At 34.9% G+C, this 21,258-nt stretch carries 20 protein-coding genes and 1 riboswitch; of the genes, 16 read left to right on the top strand and 4 right to left on the bottom strand.

Going from position 1 to position 21,258, the window contains the following annotated elements:
• Nucleotides 1-215: 215 nt before the first annotated feature.
• The 6 genes from AC4PRO_RS13715 (at nucleotide 216) to AC4PRO_RS13690 (ending at nucleotide 4,742) form a co-directional block, all read left to right on the top strand.
• Complete coding sequence (locus tag AC4PRO_RS13715; protein ID WP_074723230.1) at nucleotides 216-425, top strand: hypothetical protein; 210 nt, start codon at nucleotides 216-218, stop codon at nucleotides 423-425.
• Nucleotides 426-656: 231 nt separating this feature from the next.
• On the top strand, nucleotides 657-1,970 hold the full coding sequence (locus AC4PRO_RS13710; RefSeq protein WP_492117724.1) for a serine hydrolase domain-containing protein: 1,314 nt from the start codon (nucleotides 657-659) through the stop codon (nucleotides 1,968-1,970).
• Nucleotides 1,971-2,157: 187 nt separating this feature from the next.
• Nucleotides 2,158-2,667 carry a GNAT family N-acetyltransferase gene (locus AC4PRO_RS13705; RefSeq protein ID WP_074723231.1) on the top strand — a complete coding sequence of 170 codons (510 nt, stop codon included), beginning with the start codon at nucleotides 2,158-2,160 and terminating at the stop codon, nucleotides 2,665-2,667.
• 15 nt (nucleotides 2,668-2,682) lie between these two features.
• Nucleotides 2,683-3,036: a GyrI-like domain-containing protein gene (locus AC4PRO_RS13700; protein WP_492117725.1), complete on the top strand. Its 354-nt coding sequence runs from the start codon at nucleotides 2,683-2,685 to the stop codon at nucleotides 3,034-3,036.
• 39 nt (nucleotides 3,037-3,075) lie between these two features.
• Nucleotides 3,076-4,227, top strand: coding sequence for a chromate efflux transporter (gene chrA, locus AC4PRO_RS13695; protein ID WP_492117723.1), 1,152 nt, complete (start codon nucleotides 3,076-3,078; stop codon nucleotides 4,225-4,227).
• A gap of 158 nt (nucleotides 4,228-4,385) precedes the next feature.
• A complete protein-coding gene (locus AC4PRO_RS13690) occupies nucleotides 4,386-4,742 on the top strand; it encodes a DUF3088 family protein (protein WP_492117722.1) in 357 nt (118 codons plus the stop codon).
• 197 nt (nucleotides 4,743-4,939) lie between these two features.
• Here AC4PRO_RS13690 and AC4PRO_RS13685 read toward each other — a convergent pair whose 3' ends face one another.
• Genes AC4PRO_RS13685 through AC4PRO_RS13670 form a run of 4 tightly spaced genes read right to left on the bottom strand, consistent with a single transcriptional unit; the run spans nucleotide 4,940 to nucleotide 11,168 of the window.
• On the bottom strand, nucleotides 4,940-6,340 hold the full coding sequence (locus AC4PRO_RS13685; RefSeq protein ID WP_074723235.1) for an efflux transporter outer membrane subunit: 1,401 nt from the start codon (nucleotides 6,338-6,340) through the stop codon (nucleotides 4,940-4,942).
• Nucleotides 6,330-9,500, bottom strand: a complete 3,171-nt coding sequence (locus AC4PRO_RS13680) for an efflux RND transporter permease subunit (RefSeq protein WP_492117721.1) — start codon at nucleotides 9,498-9,500, stop codon at nucleotides 6,330-6,332. The genes AC4PRO_RS13685 and AC4PRO_RS13680 overlap by 11 nt, the downstream gene beginning before the upstream one ends.
• Before the next feature lie 8 nt (nucleotides 9,501-9,508).
• Entirely contained in the window at nucleotides 9,509-10,645 is a 1,137-nt protein-coding gene (locus tag AC4PRO_RS13675; protein ID WP_492117720.1) for an efflux RND transporter periplasmic adaptor subunit, read from the bottom strand.
• A 19-nt stretch (nucleotides 10,646-10,664) separates the two neighbouring features.
• Complete coding sequence (locus AC4PRO_RS13670) at nucleotides 10,665-11,168, bottom strand: GbsR/MarR family transcriptional regulator (protein ID WP_074723238.1); 504 nt, start codon at nucleotides 11,166-11,168, stop codon at nucleotides 10,665-10,667.
• A gap of 201 nt (nucleotides 11,169-11,369) precedes the next feature.
• On the opposite strand from AC4PRO_RS13670, the gene AC4PRO_RS13665 reads away from it, so the two are divergent.
• The 10 genes from AC4PRO_RS13665 (at nucleotide 11,370) to AC4PRO_RS13620 (ending at nucleotide 21,132) form a co-directional block, all read left to right on the top strand.
• On the top strand, nucleotides 11,370-12,611 hold the full coding sequence (locus tag AC4PRO_RS13665) for an HD domain-containing protein (protein WP_492117719.1): 1,242 nt from the start codon (nucleotides 11,370-11,372) through the stop codon (nucleotides 12,609-12,611).
• Between the two features lie 27 nt (nucleotides 12,612-12,638).
• Nucleotides 12,639-13,682, top strand: a complete 1,044-nt coding sequence (lpxD, locus tag AC4PRO_RS13660) for a UDP-3-O-(3-hydroxymyristoyl)glucosamine N-acyltransferase (protein WP_074723240.1) — start codon at nucleotides 12,639-12,641, stop codon at nucleotides 13,680-13,682.
• Nucleotides 13,675-15,063, top strand: a complete 1,389-nt coding sequence (locus AC4PRO_RS13655) for a bifunctional UDP-3-O-[3-hydroxymyristoyl] N-acetylglucosamine deacetylase/3-hydroxyacyl-ACP dehydratase (protein ID WP_492117718.1) — start codon at nucleotides 13,675-13,677, stop codon at nucleotides 15,061-15,063. The genes lpxD and AC4PRO_RS13655 overlap by 8 nt, the downstream gene beginning before the upstream one ends.
• Nucleotides 15,064-15,141: 78 nt before the next feature.
• Nucleotides 15,142-15,927 (top strand): acyl-ACP--UDP-N-acetylglucosamine O-acyltransferase, encoded by a 786-nt coding sequence (lpxA, locus tag AC4PRO_RS13650; RefSeq protein WP_492117717.1) that lies wholly within the window; start codon nucleotides 15,142-15,144, stop codon nucleotides 15,925-15,927.
• Between the two features lie 102 nt (nucleotides 15,928-16,029).
• On the top strand, nucleotides 16,030-16,596 hold the full coding sequence (gene efp, locus AC4PRO_RS13645) for an elongation factor P (protein ID WP_492117716.1): 567 nt from the start codon (nucleotides 16,030-16,032) through the stop codon (nucleotides 16,594-16,596).
• 72 nt (nucleotides 16,597-16,668) lie between these two features.
• On the top strand, nucleotides 16,669-17,598 hold the full coding sequence (locus AC4PRO_RS13640) for a UDP-3-O-(3-hydroxymyristoyl)glucosamine N-acyltransferase (protein WP_492117715.1): 930 nt from the start codon (nucleotides 16,669-16,671) through the stop codon (nucleotides 17,596-17,598).
• Nucleotide 17,599: 1 nt separating this feature from the next.
• On the top strand, nucleotides 17,600-17,962 hold the full coding sequence (locus tag AC4PRO_RS13635; protein WP_074723245.1) for a nuclear transport factor 2 family protein: 363 nt from the start codon (nucleotides 17,600-17,602) through the stop codon (nucleotides 17,960-17,962).
• Between the two features lie 86 nt (nucleotides 17,963-18,048).
• Complete coding sequence (gene sucD / locus AC4PRO_RS13630) at nucleotides 18,049-18,921, top strand: succinate--CoA ligase subunit alpha (RefSeq protein WP_074723246.1); 873 nt, start codon at nucleotides 18,049-18,051, stop codon at nucleotides 18,919-18,921.
• Nucleotides 18,922-19,126: 205 nt separating this feature from the next.
• Nucleotides 19,127-19,549, top strand: coding sequence for a hypothetical protein (locus AC4PRO_RS13625; protein WP_074723247.1), 423 nt, complete (start codon nucleotides 19,127-19,129; stop codon nucleotides 19,547-19,549).
• 107 nt (nucleotides 19,550-19,656) lie between these two features.
• Nucleotides 19,657-19,752, top strand: a riboswitch (SAM-I-IV-variant riboswitch).
• A gap of 57 nt (nucleotides 19,753-19,809) precedes the next feature.
• Nucleotides 19,810-21,132 (top strand): Na+/H+ antiporter NhaC family protein, encoded by a 1,323-nt coding sequence (locus AC4PRO_RS13620; RefSeq protein WP_492117714.1) that lies wholly within the window; start codon nucleotides 19,810-19,812, stop codon nucleotides 21,130-21,132.
• The last annotated feature ends 126 nt before the right edge of the window (nucleotides 21,133-21,258 follow it).

The following is a 21,258-nucleotide window of genomic DNA, read 5'->3' as shown; positions in this document are numbered from 1 at the left end:
AGCAGACAGCCAAAACTGTACTGCAGTTAGTAATTATTTTGAGGCTCAATTTACTGCTTTTACATAGATGCTCGTTGGGCTTGAAAAGCCAACAATGAAACCGCGGTTGAACGGAACTCCCGCTAGCGCAAGCGTCTCGCTTGTACCTGCAAAGAATGTCAACTGCAAAGTTGACACTAAAACAATAGTAACAAAAAATACCTAATAATTTTAATATGAAAATGCACAAAAACGTTTATTTAGCATTGGCTATTTTATTTTTAATATCTTTTATTGACTCCTTATTTGATATCGAAAAGACACAAAAAATTTTCTTCTGGGAAGTTAATATTTGGGTTTATCGATTGTTTAGAATGGCAATAGCAGTGTTGTTTATGAAGTCTTACCTAGACATTAGAAATGCGGAAAAGAGTATCAAGAAATAAACTCCTAACGCTGCGATATGTAACCGCAAAGCACGCGGAGATTTCTCCTTTGTCCTAATGACAGCATGGGGTATTAATTGTGTTTATTTATACCAGTTAGATTTACAAACTTAAAGCTGGTGCAAGATTGCTTCCGAAACTTCGGAAGTGTACTCATAAAGAATGTCAACAAAAAGAAGTTTTACCTATTTTTACTTCACCAATACGCAAACCATTATAAATAAATACAATATGAAAAAAATCCTTGTCTTTTTAGTTCTACTTGTTTCCATTCCCACATTTGCTCAAAACTTCAATAAAGCTAAAATTGATAGTCTGTTTCAGGTTTTGGAGTCCAAAGACAAGTATATGGGAAGCGTTGCCGTATCTGAGAACGGGAAAATTATCTATACGAATGCCATAGGAAAAGATGATATGGCAAGTAATAAAACAACAACCATTTCTACCAAATATAGAATTGGTTCCATCTCTAAAATGTTTACCTCGGCCTTAGTTTTTAAAGCCATCGAGGAAAAGAAATTAAGCCTGAATCAAACTATTGAAGGCTATTTTCCAACTATTGAAAATGCTGCTAAAATTACTATTGGCAATTTATTAAACCACCGCAGTGGGATTTATAATTTCACCAACGCTCCTGAGTATATGTCCTACAGCGCAACAGCCAAAACTGCCAAAGAAATGGTTGCTATCATTGCCAACGGTAAAAGTGTTTTTGAACCTAACAGTACAGGAGAATACAGCAACTCTAATTATGTGTTGTTGAGTTATATTCTAGAGGAAGTCTACAAAAAGCCTTATGCCGCATTGGTGCAAACAAAAATTGTGAAGCCATTAGATTTAAAAAACACTTATTTTGGAGGTAAAATAAGTATCGCTAACAACGAATGTTATTCCTACAGCTATACAGACAAATGGAACAAGGAAATAGAAACTAACACCTCAATCCCAATGGGTGCAGGAGGGATGGTATCAACCCCAACTGATCTAACACAGTTTATTGATGGATTATTTACTGGAAAATTGATTTCTGCAGCTTCATTGGAACAAATGAAAACAATCCAAGATAAATACGGAATGGGGATTTTTCAGGTGCCGTTTTATGATAAAATAGGATACGGACATACTGGAGGAATCGATGGATTTCGCTCGGCATTATCATATTTCCCAGAGAGTAAACTGAGTATTGCTATCACTTCAAATGGGATTAATTATGGGAATAACGACATTGTCATCGCCATTTTATCGAGCTATTATAATAGAAAATTTGAAATTCCCACGTTTACCACTTTAGACCTAAAGACAGAAGATTTAGATCAATATTTAGGAGTATACGCAAGTACTGCATTTCCATTAGCTATTACTGTTAAAAAGGATGATGCGAAATTGATGGCGCAAGCAACGGGACAAGGCGCTTTTCCGTTGGACGCTATTAAAAAAGACACATTCGAATTTAGAGCAGCTGGAATTGTATTGGAGTTTAATCCAACAGCAAATCAAATGACCATCATTCAGGGCGGAACAAAAAATGTTTTGACAAAGAAGTAGTTTTTAGAGCACTAGAAGGAGAATCGTTGTTGTTCTATAATCCTTAATAGCAAAATTCTTAAAAATTCGCGTATAAATACCTATTTTTTGTAGGACAATTGTAGTATATTTACTTTTGTAAATTTCGGAAAAGAGGATCGGAATTTTTAGGTAAAAACACACAATTTGAATTTTAAAACCAAACGAATTGAAAACATTTGAAACAAACCGACTATTTCTAACACCCACCACTGCAGAAGATGCAGCATTAATTTTAGAAGTATTCAACTCTCCAAAATGGCTAGAGTTTATTGGAGATAGAAAATTAAATAGCATCGAAGATGCCGAAGTATATATAGAAACTAAGATCGTTCCATCAATCCAAAAAAATGGTTTTGGGAATTTTACGGTCACTAGAAAATTTGATGATGCAAAAATAGGTTTCTGCGGACTTTACGATCGGGAGGGTCTGGAAGGTATAGATATTGGGTTTGCTTTTCTTCCAAAATATGAAAATAAAGGATACGGTTTTGAAAGCGCCAATACGCTAAAAGAAGCCGCTTTTACTGACTTTAATTTAACAGAAATTAGTGCGATCACCTCAGAAAAAAATACCGGATCTCAAAAATTATTGATGAAACTAGGACTTAAGTTTGAGAAAAAAATTAAACTTACAGACGATACAGAAGAGGTGCTACTTTATAAATTAGCGTTATAAAAACAAAGAGTACTAATTTGTAGAAAACTGAAAGTCTGTGCAACCAAAAACGTAACACAGACGGCTCAGCACAAATCCCATGACTCCTTTGAATATTGGGCTGCGATAGCGGTCACTGGTTTTAAAAGAATTCCTAACAATATGGAATCTTTTACAATCAACAGCAGACTTTATACTGTTTTTAATTACAAAGGCGATGCGAGTGGCGTTCCAGTTGCATTTGAATATATTTTTGCTTCCTGGTTGCCTAGTTCAGAATATATTATAGATTACAGACCTCATTTTGAAATTTATGGTGCTAAATATAAAAATGACGATCCTGATTCCGAAGAGGAAATTGGGATACCGATAAAACTTAAAAAAAAATAACTGACCCATCATAAATAAAATAATAAACGAGCGATCGTAATGAATGAAAAACAAAAATTAAAAGAAGTAGCTGCACTTTTTTTAAAGTTAGGAATTATAGGTTTTGGTGGTCCAGCCGCGCACATCTCTCTGATGCGAGAGGAAGTAGTTGTTAAAAAAAAGTGGCTTGAGGAACAGCATTTTTTAGATTTAATAGGGGCTACTAATTTAATTCCAGGGCCTAATAGTACCGAAATGGCAATTCATATTGGTCATGAAAGGGCAGGGTGGAAGGGACTTATTGTTGCGGGCATGTGTTTTATTGTCCCAGCCGTTATCTTAACAGGAATCTTTGCCTGGCTTTATAAAGAATACGGTCAGTTACCTGAAATACAACCTTTTTTGTATGGCATAAAACCCGCGATAATTGCGATTATTCTGGGTGCCATTTTTCCTTTGGCAAAAAAATCCTTGAAGACGATTCGGTTAGGAGTTATAGGTAGTATTATTTTACTGCTTTCGCTGTTGCAGTTCAATGAAATTGCACTACTTTTTGGTGCCGGATTCCTAGCGTTGTTTTGGAATTCATTAACCGAACCCAATTCGAATGTAAAAGGGAACAGCTGGATTTCGCTCACACTAGTTCCGGTTTCTAAAACGGCTTTACTTGCACCTACAAATTTTAATTTATTTCTAATTTTCTTAAAAATAGGAGCAATCTTATATGGCAGTGGCTATGTACTTTTTGCTTTTTTGGATGCCGAATTGGTAGCCAAAGGATTGCTGACACGAACCCAATTGATAGATGCCATTGCGGTGGGACAATTCACACCGGGACCCGTTTTCTCCTCTGTGACTTTTGTGGGTTATCAAATCAATGGAATACCCGGCGCACTCATTGCAACGCTGGCGATATTTTTACCTTCATTTGTGTTTGTAGCATTATTAAATCCTTTGGTAAAAAAGATGAGGAATTCGAAGTCTTTTGCTGTATTTTTGGATGCCGTAAACGTGGCCTCTATCGCTATAATCGTCTCCATTTGTTATGAATTGGGTAAGGAAACGATCACAGACTGGCGAACGATTTTAATAGCCATAGTGAGTGTTGTAATTGTGTTTAATTACAAAAAAGTAAACAGTGCAATTATTGTTTTGGGCGGAGCAGTATTGGGCTATTTGCTAACACTTGGAATATTTGATTACTTTGTTTAAACTCATCATTTTTTTCGAAAAAAAATATAATTTTGGAGCTAATACATGCGTTTTATCAGCAGGGCAGCGTGGCAAAGAAGTATTTAATTTGAATAGGAAATAAGACAACAAATATCGCCTTCCGCTGATTTAAAAAATATAAAAAATAAAAAAATATTATGATTCAATTATTTTTATTAAAGCCAAATTTTATTGACCCAAAAGCAGATAAGAAGGGAACGCTCTATTATTGTCCAGACTGTGCTATTATTGAAGGTATTCTAAGCTATTATCCAGATCTTAGAAAGGAATTAGACATCGTTTATGTAGACTTCACGACACCCAGAAGGAAAATTGTAGCATTAATAGGAGAAGAGAACCAGGGTAGTCCTGTAGTTATCATTTCAAAAGAGGAAACTCATAATATAGATGTTAGCTATTTTACAGCTTACGAGGACGTTCTGTTCATAAATTCTACTACTTTGATTGCAAAATTTTTATCTGAAAAATATAATGTTGGTCTAATGCATCCGTAGATAGAGCTATATATGGAAATGAACTGCCTTTGAAATCAATTTAAATCAATGTTTTACAAATAACCTTTTGCATTATTTTTATACTTTAAGAATAGAAATCAGTCAAAAGCTTTTACAAAACGCAAAAAAGCCACTAAGTACGATACTCAGTGGCTTTTTTTGAATTAACAACTTATTATATTTTTATTCGAAATCCTTTATTGCCATCCCCCACCAAGGGCTTTGTACAATTGAATTACCGCTTTGTATTGTTGGAACTTGTTGTCTACTAAACTTAATTCAGCATTTAAAGCATCATTTTTAGATGTTAATACTTCGAGATAATTTGCTAAGCCATAGGTTAACAATTCATCGGAGTAATTAGATGCTTTTTTAAGTGCATCTGCCTGTTTTGTACGAATTGTAATTTTATAGGTCTCATTATTGTACTGTGCCAGTGCATCCGAAACTTCTTTACCAGCAGTAAGCAGTGATTGTTCAAACTGTAAATACGCTTTCTCTTGATTTGCTTTCGCTATTTCAAACTTCGTTTTTACTTGTCTTTGATTGAAAATAGGTTGTGTTAAACCCGTAATTACATTAGCAAAGATAGAATTAGCACTAAACCATTCTTTCAAATCAATACTTTGAAATCCTCCTGAAGCGGTAACCTTTAAGGTTGGATAAAATCCACTTTTGGCTACATTTGTCATTTCAAAATTAGTAATCAAATTATATTCTGCTGCAATCACGTCTGGTCTGTTTCTCAACAAACTGGCAGGAACCCCTAAGGTAATTGCTGGTTGCATAGACTGAGATTCAAAAGTATTACGTTCAATTTTAGCCGAAGGTTCTCCAAGAAGTATACTCATCGTATTCTCCAGGATAATGATGTTATTCTTCAAATCAGCAATGATGATTTGAGTAGCATATTTTTGAGCTTCTGTTTGTTTGACCCCAACTTCAGTAACATTCCCAGCTTTTTTAAGTGCAATAATAGTTTCGACACTTTTATCCCTGTTGATTAAAGTTTCCTCAGCTACTTTTATTTGTGCATCTACTGAAAGCAATTGATAATAAACGGTCGCGATATTTGCAATTAATTGTGTTTTTATCGCTTGATTTACTGCCGTTGTTTGTAGATAAGCAGCATTAGTAGCGCGTTTATTGCTTCTTATTTTCCCCCAGATGTCCGCTTCCCAAGAAAGATTTCCTGACAATTGATATTGATTCGTACTACGGTCTGCCAAAAAAGCTCCAAACTGACTGTTTTTAGACAATTCTTGATGAGTCCAGTCTGTTCCTACAGACAGGCTAGGAAAGTAGCCTGATTTTCCTTGTTTCATCGTTGCCTGTGCTGCCACAATATTTTGCATAGCAATGCGGATATCCAAATTATTCTGTAAGCCTTTTGAAATATAGCCTTGCAAAAGCGGGTCAGTAAAAATTTTATCCCAGGATACATTTGCTAATGAAGTAGTGTCAGTCGACACCACTTCATTACGATACAAATCAGCTGTTTTTAATTCGGGTCTTTTATAGTCTTTGGCAACAAAACACGATTGCATTACAGTTGCTGTTAGTCCTAAAAGCGCGACTCTATATATTTTATTTTTCATTTTCTTCTTCTAAAAGTGCAACATTTGATTCTTTAGTATCTACTGGCTTTCCAGAGATACGTTCTTGTAATCCTTGAAAGATTACAAACAAAATTGGAATAACAAAAACTCCAAAAATAGTTCCGATAAGCATTCCTCCAACAGCACCCATACCAATAGAACGGTTTCCTACAGCGCCAACTCCAGAGGCTAGTGCCAATGGCATTAACCCGAAGATAAATGCCAACGAAGTCATCAGGATAGGACGTAAACGTGCTTTTGCACCTTCAATAGCCGCTTGTGTCAAGTCCATTCCGTTTCGTCGCCTTTGTATAGCAAACTCCACAATCAAAATCGCATTTTTGGCGAGTAGTCCAATCAACATGATTAGAGCCACCTGGAAATAGATATTATTTTCTAATCCTGCGAGTTTTACAAAACCGATAGCACCAGCAATACCTACAGGAAGTGAAAGTAATACTGATAATGGTACTAAATAACTTTCGTACTGCGCACTTAATAAGAAGTAAACAAAGATTAAACTTAATAAGAATACCCCAAGAGCTTGGTTCCCTGCAAGAATCTCTTCACGTGTCATTCCTGAGAATTCATAGGTATATGATTTTGGTAAATGTTGTGCTGCTACTTCTTGAACCGCTTTAATAGCATCACCAGAACTAAATCCAGCGTTTGCTTTACCGTTAATATTAACGGCTTTTAGCATGTTAAAACGAGCAGCAGCCTCAGGACCGTATATTCTTTTAAAATCTACAAACTGACTGATTGCCACTTTTTGACCGGCTCCATTTTTAACATAAATATTGTTAATCGATTCAAGGTTTGCCCTGTCTTCCGGTTTTGCTTGAATCATTACTCGGTATTGTTTTCCAAACTTGTTGAAATCCGTTGTATACAATCCACCATAATAGCCTTGCATGGTATTAAATATGTCAGAGATAGCTACTCCAGCATCCTTTGCTCTTTCTATACTAATATCCATTTGATATTGTGGGAAAGTAGGATTGAAATTAGTAATGGCATATTGAACTTCAGGACGTTTCATCAACTCTCCTAAGAATTCGTTTGTCACTTTACTAACGGTTGCCCAATCATCATCTCCTTTGTCTTGTACTTTCAATTCAAAACCATCGGCACTACCAAAACCTTGTACACTTGGAGGTGTAAAGAATAAGGCACGACCCTCCTTTAAACCGGCTGTTTTGGCAAACAATTGGCCAACCACAGCATCTACAGATTGATTGGCTTCGGTACGTTCGCTCCAGTCTTTCAATTTAATTACTGAAAACGCATATGAACCTCCATTTACGCCGTTTAGCAAGCTATAGCCTACGATATTCATTCGGGCCTCAACAATATCCATCGAAGCAATGATGGAATCCAATTCTTGTACGGTCTTTTTAGTCTTCTCCAAAGTAGTTCCAGGAGGAAGTGTTAAATCGGCCATGATGATTCCTCTATCTTCATTTGGAATAAATCCAGAAGGAGTAGTTTGGAACAACAAAATCGTAATCCCAGTAAAAACTACTAAACCAATAACAGTAATCCATTTTTTTGCAGCTAAGAAACCAAGAGATTTCACATATTTAGCATTCATTCGATCAAAACTAGAGTTGAAAGCAATGAAAAAACGGTCTTTAAAATTAGCATCATGATGGTCAGAGTCAGGATGCGGTTTTAATAGCAATGCACACAAAGCAGGACTTAAAGTCAAGGCATTTACCGCCGAAATTAAAATAGCAATCGCTAAAGTAATAGCAAATTGTTGGTAAAATACTCCCGATGGTCCGCTTAAGAACGATACTGGAATAAATACTGCCGCCATTACTAATGTAATAGAAACAATGGCTCCTGTAATTTCATTCATCGCAGAAATCGTAGCTTCTTTCCCTGATTTTGCGCCTTCATCCAGCTTAGCATGCACTGCCTCGACGACGACAATGGCATCATCGACGACAATACCAATGGCCAAAATCATTGCAAACAACGTTAGCATATTGATAGAGAACCCAAATATTTGCAGGAAGAAAAAAGTACCAATAATAGCTACTGGTACAGCAATAGCGGGAATTAAAGTGGATCTAAAATCTTGTAAGAATAAATAAACAACTAGAAAAACCAATAGAAAAGCCTCGATTAAAGTGTGTATTACTTTGTCGATAGAAGCATCCAGAAATGTTTTAGTGTTAAAAGGAATAATATAGTCTACGCCAGACGGGAAATCTACTTTTGACTCCTCTAAGATACTCATGATCTCTGTGGTAATATCTTGGGCATTGGAACCAGAAGTTTGAAAAACTCCTACTACAACCCCTTCTTTGCCCATGGCGATATTCTTAGTTCCATAATTGAAACCGCCTAATTCGACAGTGGCTACATCTTTAATTCTTAAGAAATTTCCGTTTCCAGTAGATTTGATAATGATATTCTCATAATCTTTTATTTCCGAAAGTCTTCCTTTGTATTTAATAACATATTCAAAAACTCCGTCTGCATTCTCTCCAAATTTTCCTGGAGCAGCTTCCACGTTTTGTTCTTGCAAGGCTGCTTGAACATCTTTTGGAGCAATTCCATAAGTAGCCATTTTTTCAGGATTAATCCAAATTCGCATCGAATAATCTTTGGCTCCAAAAACATTTACCTGACCAACTCCTTTTACACGTTGTAATTTGGGTACCAAGTTGATTTTAGCATAATTCTGAATATAAACTTCATCATAAGCTTTGTTTTTAGAATATAATGCAAAGAACATCAAAGCACTAGTTTGGCTTTTTACTGTGGTAACCCCAGTTTGTACTACTGCAGTAGGCAACTTACTCGTGGCTCTAGCTACTCTATTTTGCACGTTTACTGCCGCAATATCAGGATCAGTCCCTAATGCAAAATAAACAGAAATTTTAGCGGAACCATCATTTGCTGCAGAAGACGTCATATACGTCATACCTTCTACACCATTAATTTCTTCTTCCAGCGGAATTACCACACTATTTAATACCGTTTCAGCGTTGGCTCCAGTATAATTGGCGGTTACCTGTACGGTTGGCGGTGCTATTTCGGGATATTGTTCTACGGGTAAGGACATCAATCCTAATACACCTAAAATGGTAATGAGAATTGAGATTACGGTCGAGAGTACAGGTCTCTCTATAAAAGTTTTTAACATCTTTGCAATTATTTTTTAGTAGTCGTTTTTGTAGCAGTAGCCTTTGTTGTAGCAGTATTTGCTATTACCTCATTTTTAGTAGGCTGTGGTACAATTTCCATATCATCTTTTAGTTTTGAAGCACCCTCAATTACTACAACGTCCCCTGCGGCGAGACCATTCGTTACAATGTAATCCAAACCAGAAGTCCCATTGGTTTCTATGATTCTTGATTTAACCTTGTTTCCTTGTTCGACAGCATATATAATTTGTTTTCCCTGTACTTCAAAAACAGCCACTTGGGGTACCAAAATAACATTGCTTTGTACGATTGGTAAACGAATGATTCCGCTACTTCCGCTTCGTAAAAGCCCTTCTGGATTAGTAAATTCAGCTCTAAACTCTGTAGTTCCCGTAGTGGAATTTACTAATCCATTCATGGTAGCAATTTTCCCTTTTTGATCGTATTCCGAATTGTCAACTAAAATCAGGCTAACCGGAGGAGCCACTTTTAGCTTTTCGGCAGTTGTAGATCCTTTAAAAGTTCTATTAAAATATAGTACTTGTTTTTCATTCATTGAAAAGTACGCGCGAACAATTTTCGTGTCAGATACTGTTGTCATTGGTATTTCGGCAGTTGGACTTACTAGACTACCTTCTTTAAAGGGCAAACTTCCAATAACTCCATTTACAGGAGAATAGATAGTTCCATACCCAATATTAGCAGCAATACTTCCATAGGCACTTTTTGCTTGTGCTAACTTGGCTTTGGCTGTCGCCAATTGTACATTACTGATGATATTTCGATCTACAAGGGGTTTTAAACGATCCACTTCAACTTGCGCTGCTGAAACCATTGCTTTTGCAGCCGAAGCGTCTTGGTTTAGCATTTGAGTTTCTAATTTGAATAAAAGCTGCCCTTTTTTAACCACCTGACCTTCATCAACATATACTTTTTGAATAAATCCGCTTACTTTAGGTCTGATTTCGACATTTTGTTGTCCTTCAAGATTAGCGGTAAACTCTTGGTATACTGTCGCATCCTGCATTACTATTTCTTGTACCGCAAAAGGAGCTGGTCCCTGTATTGGTAACTTTTCTTCCTTCTTTCCACAGGAAGAAAGTAATAGTAAAGAAGCTATTATGGATAATGAAATTTTTTTCATTTTGATTGAATTTTAGTAATTATTGGTTATTATTATTATTATTATTGATTTCTATTAGTTTAAATTTATCTATAGTTTTTACAAGCAATTCTTCCACTTCCATAATGTGATTTTTATAGGCTTTCACATTTTCCAGATTGCATTTTTCTTCTGCACAGGAAATTGTTTTTTCACGATAGAGAAGCATTTTATCAATGACAAATTTTTCTGACTCGAGCATTTTTTTATAATTCAAAAGACGTTCACTTAAAGGAGCTGCTTTAAAATATTTCTTTCTATCACCAGCTATCGTGAAATAGAATATTTTCTCCATCTTTAGCAGTAAATTTAAATTAGTAGATATTGAGCTTTTGCTGGCAGATAATTTTTCGACTAAACTCTCAAAGGTTAATCCCGACTTGCATCCGTCAATGATCAGCAATCCTAAAATTCTTGCCGCTAAAGGTGAAATATTAAATAAAGACTCAAAATGAATACCGAATATCTCAACGATTTCGTCTTTTTCTTTTTGTAAATCGTTCATATTTTTTTTTGCAAAGATACAATTGGTTCGTAATACACCGAACTAACCGAACTTAATTTTATGTTAATTTTATCAAAGCTGGTTTATTCTTCGAAATCACTTCGAAAAAAAATATTTTAGACAATAATTAGCGCTACAAAAAACACTTTAATAAGTAAAATCTATTTTACCTATATTTGTTAACCTAAAAACAAACTTATAGTGAGTCAAATCAATAAGCTAAAAATATTTAATGATCCCATTTATGGGTTTATTACCATCCCCAACGCTTTAATTTACGATTTAATACAACATCCTTATTTTCAACGACTAAGACGTATTTCCCAAATGGGATTGTCCTATCTAGTATATCCTGGAGCTAATCACACGCGGTTTCATCATGCTTTGGGATGTATGCATCTCATGCAAAAAGCAGTTGATGTATTGCGTTTTAAGGGCATTGAAATTTCAAAAGAGGAAGAAAACGCGCTGTATATCGCCATTTTATTACATGATATTGGACACGGGCCCTTTTCTCATGCAATGGAAAGAAGCATTGTAGAAGATGTACATCATGAGGAAATCTCACTATTATTTATGCATCAATTAAACGCAGCATTTGATGGACAATTAGATTTGGCCATTCAGGTCTTTAAAGGCGAATACCATCGCTTGTTTATGCTACAGCTGATTTCCAGTCAACTCGATATGGATCGTATGGATTATCTAAAACGCGATAGCTTTTATTCGGGTGTTGCAGAAGGAAATGTAAACTCAGAGCGATTGATTCAAATGATGAATGTCGTAGATGATGTTTTGGTTATCGAAGAAAAAGGAATTTACTCTGTTGAGAAATTTTTGATGTCCAGACGACTAATGTATTGGCAAGCATATTTGCATAAAACCAGTTTAGTGGCCGAATTAATTTTGACCCGAATCCTGAAACGTGCTAAAGAATTAACATTGAAAGGAGTGGTTTTACCTTGTAGTGAACCTTTGCAGTATTTTCTACAACATAAAGTTACTATGGATACATTTGATGCAGAGACCTTAGATTTATTTGCTCAACTTGATGATTTTGATATTATCAGTGCTTTAAAAGGATGGCAACGTCATGACGATTTTATTTTGTCTTCTTTGAGTAAAATGATTATTAATAGAGATTTATTGAAAATAAAATTAACCAGTGAAAAAGTGCCCTCGGAAGACTTACAGCCTTTAAAAGAGCGATTTGCTTTGGAAAACAATATCAGTTTACTGGAAACTAATTATTTTATTTTTAAAGGAAAAATAAAAAACCAAGCATATAGCAAGGAGGCGGAACCGATTCGAATATTGAAAAAAGATAAGACTGTCGAGGATGTTATTGAATCATCTGATCAGCTGAATTTAAAATCATTATCTAAATCTGTGACCAAATATTATATCTGTTTCCCAAAACAACTTGTGGAAATGAACATTTAAAATCTATTTTTTTATATTTTTGTGCCAATGAAATTTACAGCAGAACAAATAGCGGGAATATTAGATGGAGAAGTTGTTGGGAACCCCAATGCTGAAGTACATGAGTTATCCAAGATTGAAGAAGGAAAGGAAGGTTCACTTACTTTTTTATCAAATCCCAAATACAATAACTATATTTACAATACTGAGGCTACAATCACGATTGTAAATAGAAGCTTTACTCCTGAGTCAGAATTGAAGACCACAATGATAAAAGTAGACGATGCTTATTTAGCTTTTTCTAAATTATTAGAGTTTTATGATCAAGCAAAAGGAAGCAAGAGTGGAATAGAACAGCCCTCCGTCATAGCAGAAAACAGCAAATATGGGACTAACTTATATTTAGGTAGTTTCAGTTATGTAGGATCAAATGTCGTTTTAGGTGATAATGTCAAAATTTATCCCAATTGTTTTATTGGTGATAATGTTGTCATTGGAAATAATGTCACTATTTTTGCCGGCACTCAAATTTATGAGCAAACGGTAATTGGAAATAATTGTGCCATACATTCTGGCTCAGTAATAGGAGCGGACGGTTTTGGCTTTGCGCCAAATCCTGATGGGACTTTTAAAAAGATTCCGCAGATAGGTAATGTTGTTATAGAGGACAACGTAGATATCGGTGCTTGTACCACGATTGACAGGGCTACAATGGGTTCTACAATTATACGAAAAGGAGTAAAACTGGATAATCAAATTCAGATTGCTCATAATGTAGAAATAGGGGAGAACACTGTAATTGCAGCTCAAACTGGTGTTGCTGGTTCGACTAAAATTGGTAAAAACGCAATGATTGGCGGTCAGGTCGGTATATCAGGACATTTGATTATAGGGAATAATGTTCGGATACAAGCACAATCTGGTGTAGCAAGAAACATCAAGAATGATGAAATTTTGCAGGGAAGTCCAACATTTGGGTACAATGATTATAGTAAATCGTATGTACACTTTAAGAATTTACCCAGAATTGTCGCAGAATTAGAAGAATTAAAAAAACAAATATTAAACCAAAAAAACGGGAATAATGGTTAAACAGAAGACTATAAAGACAGAAATCTCGCTAACAGGAGTTGGATTGCACACAGGTAAAGAAGTTACAATGACTTTCAAACCTGCTCCGATAAATAATGGTTTCACTTTTGTCAGAGTAGATTTAGAAGGACACCCTGTTGTTGAGGCTGATGCAAATTATGTCGTTAATACACAGCGAGGAACAAATTTAGAAAAACTAGGAGTAAAAATACAAACCCCAGAACATGTGTTAGCGGCTCTAGTGGGTTGTGATTTAGACAATGTTATTGTAGAATTAAATGCTTCAGAGCTACCTATAATGGATGGTTCGTCTAAATATTTTGTTGAAGCACTTGAAAAAGCAGGAGTTGAAGAACAAAATACAAAACGTAATGTTTATGTGGTAAAGGAAGTTATTTCATTTATCGATGAGGAAAGTGGAAGCGAAATTTTAATCATGCCAAGTGATCATTATTGTGTTACTACCATGGTAGATTTTGGAACTAAAATTTTAGGTACTCAAAATGCGACTATGAAAGATGTTTCTGAATTTAAAAAAGAGATATCAGAATCGAGAACATTTAGTTTTTTGCATGAATTGGAATCGTTATTAGAAAATGGTTTGATTAAAGGCGGCGATTTAAATAACGCTATTGTCTATGTAGATAAAGAAATATCTGCGGCCACAATGGAAAATTTGAAAACTGCTTTTGGAAAAGAGACAATCAATGTGAAATCAAACGGGATATTAGATAATCTTACATTGCATTATCCTAATGAAGCGGCAAGACATAAACTACTTGACGTAGTGGGTGATTTAGCTCTAATTGGAACAAAAATACAAGGTAAAGTTATCGCCAACAAGCCAGGACATTTTGTAAATACTCAATTTGCTAAAAAAATGGCTAAAATCATAAAAATCGAACAGAGAAATTACGTTCCTGTTTATGATTTAAACCTAGAGCCACTGATGGATATTCATAAAATTATGGCTGTTCTTCCTCACAGACCTCCATTTTTATTGATTGACAGAATCATAGAAATGTCTGAAAGTCACGTAGTAGGAATGAAAAATGTTACGATGAATGAAAATTTCTTTGTTGGACATTTCCCAGAAGCCCCAGTAATGCCAGGAGTATTAATTGTGGAAGCAATGGCTCAAACCGGAGGGATTTTAGTGCTAAGTACGGTTCCAGATCCTGAAAATTATTTGACTTATTTCATGAAAATTGATAATGTTAAGTTTAAACAAAAGGTTTTACCTGGTGATACCCTTATTTTTAAGTGTGATTTGATTACACCAATACGTAGAGGAATTTGTCATATGCAAGCGAATGCTTATGCTAATGGGAAGTTAGTTGCAGAAGCTGAGTTAATGGCTCAAATCTCTAAAAAACAGTAAATTAGAAATAGAATAAAACCCTGAAATATACTATTTCAAGGTTTTTGTTTTATATATATAAATTATAAAAAAAAATAGATGAATCAACCCTTAGCATATGTTCATCCTGGCGCGAAAATCGCCAAAAATGTTGTCATCGAGCCTTTTACAACCATCCACAATAATGTAGTTATTGGAGATGGTACTTGGATAGGATCTAATGTCACCATTATGGAAGGCGCAAGAATTGGAAAGAATTGTAATATCTTTCCAGGAGCGGTTATTTCTGCCGTACCACAAGATTTAAAATTTGGAGGCGAAGATTCTTTAGCCATAATTGGCGACAATTGTACAATTAGAGAATGTGTAACTATCAATAGAGGTACCATTGCGTCTGGTCAGACTACTTTAGGTAATAACTGTTTGATAATGGCTACGGCACATATTGCGCACGATTGTCATATTGGTGATAATGCTATAATAGTGAACGGTGTTGCATTAGCAGGGCATGTTACTGTTGGGAAATTTGCCGTAATCGGAGGTTTGGCTGCAATCCATCAATTCATTCATATTGGCGATCATGCAATGATATCAGGCGGTTCATTAGTTCGTAAAGATGTCCCTCCTTTTACAAAAGCAGCAAAAGAACCTTTGTCTTACGTAGGAATCAATTCAGTTGGTCTTAGAAGAAGAGGTTTTACAACGGAGAAAATCAAAGAAATTCAAGATATTTATAGAATTTTATATCAAAAAAACTATAATACAACACAAGCTATAGGAATTATTGAAGCAGAAATGGAAGCAACTCCAGAACGTGACGAAATACTGGATTTTATCAGAAACTCATCGCGTGGAGTCATGAAAGGATATACAGGGAATTACTAAAAAAAAGACATCTTGTCTCTTGGCATTAAGGCTTTAGCCTAAAAATAAATAATTTAATATAAATTGCTAATAGCCAAAAGCTAATAGCCAAAAGCAAAAAAAATGGCATCTACATCAGACATCAAAAACGGATTATGCATTAAGTACAATAATGACATATACAAAATCATAGAATTTCTTCACGTTAAACCAGGAAAAGGACCTGCTTTTGTTAGAACAAAACTTAGAAGTTTAAGTAATGGTAAAGTATTAGACAATACGTTTTCTGCGGGTCATAAAATTGAAGAAGTACGAGTAGAAAACCATAAATTTCAATATTTATATCCAGAAGGAGATGATTTTCATTTTATGAATACAGAGACTTTCGAACAAATATCTTTGAACAAAAACATTTTAGATTCACCAGATTTATTAAAAGAAGGTGAAAGTGTAATGGTAAGTATCAATACCGAAACTGACTTACCTCTTTCTGTAGATATGCCATCATCTGTAATTCTGGAAGTTACTTATGCAGAGCCAGGAATTAAAGGAAATACGGCTACGAACGCTACTAAATCAGCAACAGTTGAAACGGGGGCGACCATAAATGTACCTTTATTTATAAATGAAGGAGATAAAATTAAAATCGATACAGCATCAGGTTCTTATATGGAACGCGTAAAAGAGTAAATAATTTGATAATTAGACAATGTGATAAATATTTATCACATTGTCTAATTAATACATTTTCTAATTAAATTTATGAAATTTCCAAAAGTTTACGCTCTACAAGAAATTGCCACTATTATCAACTGTGAATATGTTGGGGATGCTAATTTCCCAATATCTGGAATGAATGAAATTCATGTTGTAGAAAATGGTGATATCGTTTTTGTAGATCATCCAAAATATTATGATAAAGCTTTAAATTCAGCGGCAACTATTGTCTTGATTAATAAAAAAGTAGATTGTCCAGAAGGAAAAGCATTATTGATATCAGAAGATCCCTTTAATGATTTCAATAAGTTAACAAAATACTTTAAGCCTTTTGAGTCTTCAAGTGCTTCTATTTCTGCTTCAGCCAAGATCGGACAAGGAACTTTAATTCAACCGAATGTTTTTATAGGTAATCATGTTGTGATAGGAGAGAATTGTTTGATTCATGCTAATGTTGCCATTTATGATAATACCGTAATTGGAAATAATGTAATCATCCATGCAGGAACAGTTCTTGGCGCCGACGCCTTTTATTACAAAAAACGAGAAGACGGATTTGACCAATTGCTTTCGGGCGGTAGGGTTGTAATAAAGGACCATGTGGGTATTGGAGCGCTTTGTACAATAGACAAAGGAGTTACAGGAGATACCATCATTGGTGAAGGAACAAAAATTGACAATCAGGTTCATGTAGGTCATGATACTGTAATTGGAAAAAAGTGTTTAATTGCCTCCCAAACTGGGATAGCAGGTTGTGTTATTATTGAAGATGAAGTTACTATTTGGGGACAAGTAGGAACTACTAGTGGAATCACAATAGGCACGAAAGCAGTGATTCTAGGCCAGACAGGAGTAACGAAATCTGTTGAAGGCGGGAAATCCTATTTTGGAACACCAATAGAAGAGTCTAGAGAAAAATTAAAACAACTGGCTAATATTAAAAAAATACCAGAAATTTTAAATAAATTAAAATAATATGACAGCAAAAGAACTCGTTCAAGATTTTTACAAATCAGATGCTCTGCTTGACAGCGCTACTATGAAAGAATATTTGCACTCTGAAGCTTTGGTCGATTGGAATAGTAGTAAGGGTCTTGTGCAATTAGACTACGATGCTTTACTAAATATTTCTGAAGAATTAGGCAAAGCCTACGTTCGCTCAAAGATCAGGATCAGTCACATCATTGCCGAAAATGATCTAATTAGTGTACGCTATTCTCATTTTGTAAAAACAATTGAAAACCCTAGAGAGGAGATGTTATTGGCACATTTTATAGTAATTTGGGAAATAAAAGATAATAAATTATATAGAGGTTATCAAATGAGTCAATTATCATAATATATTTTGATAAGAAATGGCCTCAAAATAATTTCAAAACCTTACTTTTGCAAGACAATTTTTAAAAATCACATAAAATATATATCATGAGTGTTTTAGTTAATAAAGATTCCAAAATAATTGTTCAAGGATTTACAGGAAGTGAAGGAACTTTCCATGCTTCTCAAATGATTGAGTACGGAACAAACGTTGTAGGTGGTGTAACTCCAGGAAAAGGTGGCACAACTCATTTAGATCGTCCCGTTTTTAATACTGTAAAAGATGCGGTTGAACAAGCAGGTGCTGATACTACAATCATTTTTGTACCACCCGCTTTTGCTGCTGATGCAATTATGGAAGCTGCTGATGCAGGAATAAAAGTGATTATCGCCATTACAGAAGGAATTCCTGTAGCTGATATGATCAAAGCAAATGCTTATGTTAAAGAAAGAAACGCAAGGTTAATAGGACCTAACTGTCCAGGAGTAATTACTCCAGGTGAAGCTAAAGTTGGTATTATGCCAGGTTTTGTTTTCAAAAAAGGAACTGTAGGTATCGTTTCTAAATCAGGAACATTAACGTATGAAGCAGCTGACCAAGTTGTAAAACAAGGATTAGGAATCACTACTGCAATTGGTATTGGAGGAGATCCTATCATTGGAACAACTACAAAAGAAGCAGTTGAGTTGTTGATGAATGACCCAGAAACAGAATGTATCGTTATGATAGGTGAAATAGGTGGACAACTAGAAGCAGATGCTGCTCACTGGATAAAAGCTGATGGTAACCGTAAACCAGTAGTAGGATTTATTGCAGGAGTTACCGCTCCAGCAGGTCGTACAATGGGGCATGCAGGTGCTATTGTAGGTGGAACTGATGATACAGCAGAAGCTAAAAAACAAATCATGAGAGAATGTGGAATTCACGTAGTGGATTCTCCAGCTGAAATTGGTAAAAAGGTAAAAGAAGTTTTAGGATAGTTCGCTATTTTAAACTAAAATAGAATAAGCCTCACATTTGTGGGGCTTTTTTATTATAAAATAGAATTAAAGAAATATCTTTGCACTTTATTAAAAGAGGTCATTCCTTGTCCTTTAATTTAATAAAAAAAACATATGGTTGTAGTAATCCTCACTTATTGTGGGGTGTTTTTTTGTGAAAGCCAAATAAAATAAATAATAAAATATGTATAAGGAATTAAAAAAATTTAAAGTTAGCGACAAATTTTCATTTGCTGCAGATGACAGTTTAGAACAAGTTTGTAATGCTTCAGAAGGTAGCGGCGTGTTTTTAGTGTATGCAGTAGCAGAAGAAAAAGAGTTGATCATGGTAGGTTCTACTGGAACGGTACAAAATGATGGAACTTTGAAAATAAAAAATGGTGGTTTAAAAGAAAAGATTGTTGAAGGACATCAATTCGCAAAAACAGGAAGAAAATATTCTTGGCCAGCACAAATGAAAAAAGAAGATATCAGTTTGTTAGAAATAGTTTGGTACGAAACATTCAATGATGAGACTAAAGGAATTCCAACTGCTGTAGAAGGACAAGTTTTACAAAATTTCTTAGATGAAAATGGTAGATTACCAAGATGGAATGTCGCTTTCTAGGACATTTCAATCCATATATTTATAAATGAGCTTTACTTCGGTAAGGCTTTTTTTATGCTAAAAAATAAAATATCTATCGTTTTTACTAAAAGATGTAGTACTTTTGCAGCCGTTATCACGAATCTCATTATGAGATAGCAACCTGCAAAACGAGCAAGGTGCTAAAACGATAAGCCAAATCCTTTGGAAAAAATGTTGTTTCATTCCCATTTTTTAGCTTTTGTTTTTCGTCATATTTAATTCATTTTTAAATTAATTTTATGACTATTTTTTCAAAAAAAACAGGAAATCCGTACGCTTTGATTCCGCTTTTTGTTTTTATTTTTACTTTTTTGGGTGCCGGAATTGTATTGCATGATTTTTATGCATTCCCATCTCCAGTTGCTGTTATGGTGGGTATTATAGCCGCCTTTTTATTATTCAAGTCTTCCACAGAGGAAAAAGTAGCAACCTTAATCGCAGGTTGTGGAGAAAGTAAAATCATGACCATGTGTTTGATTTATCTGCTTGCAGGTGCATTTGCAGTGGTAAGTAAAGCAATGGGGGGAGTTGATGCTGTTGTTAATTTAGGAATCAGTACTATTGACGTGGCTTACTTCCCGTTAGGGATCTTTTTGATTGCAGGTTTTTTATCAACTGCGACTGGAACTTCTGTGGGGGCAATTGTTGCCTTAGGACCTATAGCAGTGACATTAGCAGATAAAAGCGGAGCCTCTTTGCCACTTATTTCTGGAGCCTTATTGGGTGGGTCTATGTATGGGGACAACCTTTCGATGATTTCAGACACTACTATTGCAGCAACGCAATCCTTGGGTTGCGAATTAAAAGACAAGTTCAAAATCAATTTGTTCATTGCATTTCCTGCCGCAGTGATTACTATTATTTTATTCTTTTACCTCGGTTTAAATTCAGATATTGTTACTGTTGCGCTTCCAAAAGCTAGTTTTGAATGGATTCCTATCGTACCTTATATATTAGTAATTATTTTAGCTTTGATTGGCGTAAATGTTTTTTCTACCTTAATTATCGGTACGCTTATAGCGGGAGTCATTGGTTATATTGGCGGTTCTTTTACCTTTATGGAGTTTATCCAAAAGATATATGAAGGTTTTACCGGTATGACTGACATCTTTTTATTATCGATGCTTACAGGTGGTTTAGCGGCTATGGTAGAAAAAGCGGGCGGAATTAATTATTTACTGTACCAAATTAAAAGACGCATTAAAAGTAAAAAATCAGCGCAAGCAGGAATAGGAGCATTAGTTGGTTTTGCTAATTTGGCTATAGCCAATAATACGGTGTCTATTGTAATTACGGGTCCTATTGCAAAGGAGATTAATGACGAATATGATTTGAATCCTAAAAAGACAGCTGCTATTTTAGATATCTTTTCTTGTATTGTACAAGGAATTTTACCTTACGGAGCGCAGGTTTTGTTGATATTGAGTTTTGCTAATGGTAAATTGGACTTTTTTGATCTAATTAGTAATGCCTGGTATCATTTGTTTTTATTAGGCTTTACTTTATTGGCCATTTATAGTTCACATTGGGATAAATGGGTGAATAAATATTTTAAAATTTAAAGTTTTGTTTTACTAGTCGTTTATTAGAATTGAAATTTTTTTTAAGAAAGGAATTATTATATATTTGACAAGTCGTTTTTAGCCCTGATAGCAACGAAAATCCTTTTATGTTTTTTCTTAAAAACA

The organism is Flavobacterium sp. DW-iso2, from assembly GCF_058725285.1.
This window is presented reverse-complemented; position numbering and strand designations above follow the sequence as displayed.

Coding starts and splice junctions, on each gene's coding strand:
- AC4PRO_RS13710 (WP_492117724.1), top strand. CDS start 657: ATGAAAAAAATCCTTGTCTTTTTAGTTCTACTTGTTTCCATTCCCACA.
- sucD (WP_074723246.1), top strand. CDS start 18,049: ATGAGTGTTTTAGTTAATAAAGATTCCAAAATAATTGTTCAAGGATTT.
- lpxA (WP_492117717.1), top strand. CDS start 15,142: ATGAATCAACCCTTAGCATATGTTCATCCTGGCGCGAAAATCGCCAAA.
- AC4PRO_RS13690 (WP_492117722.1), top strand. CDS start 4,386: ATGATTCAATTATTTTTATTAAAGCCAAATTTTATTGACCCAAAAGCA.
- AC4PRO_RS13620 (WP_492117714.1), top strand. CDS start 19,810: ATGACTATTTTTTCAAAAAAAACAGGAAATCCGTACGCTTTGATTCCG.
- AC4PRO_RS13715 (WP_074723230.1), top strand. CDS start 216: ATGAAAATGCACAAAAACGTTTATTTAGCATTGGCTATTTTATTTTTA.
- efp (WP_492117716.1), top strand. CDS start 16,030: ATGGCATCTACATCAGACATCAAAAACGGATTATGCATTAAGTACAAT.
- AC4PRO_RS13640 (WP_492117715.1), top strand. CDS start 16,669: ATGAAATTTCCAAAAGTTTACGCTCTACAAGAAATTGCCACTATTATC.
- AC4PRO_RS13655 (WP_492117718.1), top strand. CDS start 13,675: ATGGTTAAACAGAAGACTATAAAGACAGAAATCTCGCTAACAGGAGTT.
- AC4PRO_RS13685 (WP_074723235.1), bottom strand. CDS start 6,340: ATGAAAAATAAAATATATAGAGTCGCGCTTTTAGGACTAACAGCAACT.
- AC4PRO_RS13670 (WP_074723238.1), bottom strand. CDS start 11,168: ATGAACGATTTACAAAAAGAAAAAGACGAAATCGTTGAGATATTCGGT.
- chrA (WP_492117723.1), top strand. CDS start 3,076: ATGAATGAAAAACAAAAATTAAAAGAAGTAGCTGCACTTTTTTTAAAG.
- AC4PRO_RS13680 (WP_492117721.1), bottom strand. CDS start 9,500: ATGTTAAAAACTTTTATAGAGAGACCTGTACTCTCGACCGTAATCTCA.
- AC4PRO_RS13625 (WP_074723247.1), top strand. CDS start 19,127: ATGTATAAGGAATTAAAAAAATTTAAAGTTAGCGACAAATTTTCATTT.
- lpxD (WP_074723240.1), top strand. CDS start 12,639: ATGAAATTTACAGCAGAACAAATAGCGGGAATATTAGATGGAGAAGTT.
- AC4PRO_RS13675 (WP_492117720.1), bottom strand. CDS start 10,645: ATGAAAAAAATTTCATTATCCATAATAGCTTCTTTACTATTACTTTCT.
- AC4PRO_RS13635 (WP_074723245.1), top strand. CDS start 17,600: ATGACAGCAAAAGAACTCGTTCAAGATTTTTACAAATCAGATGCTCTG.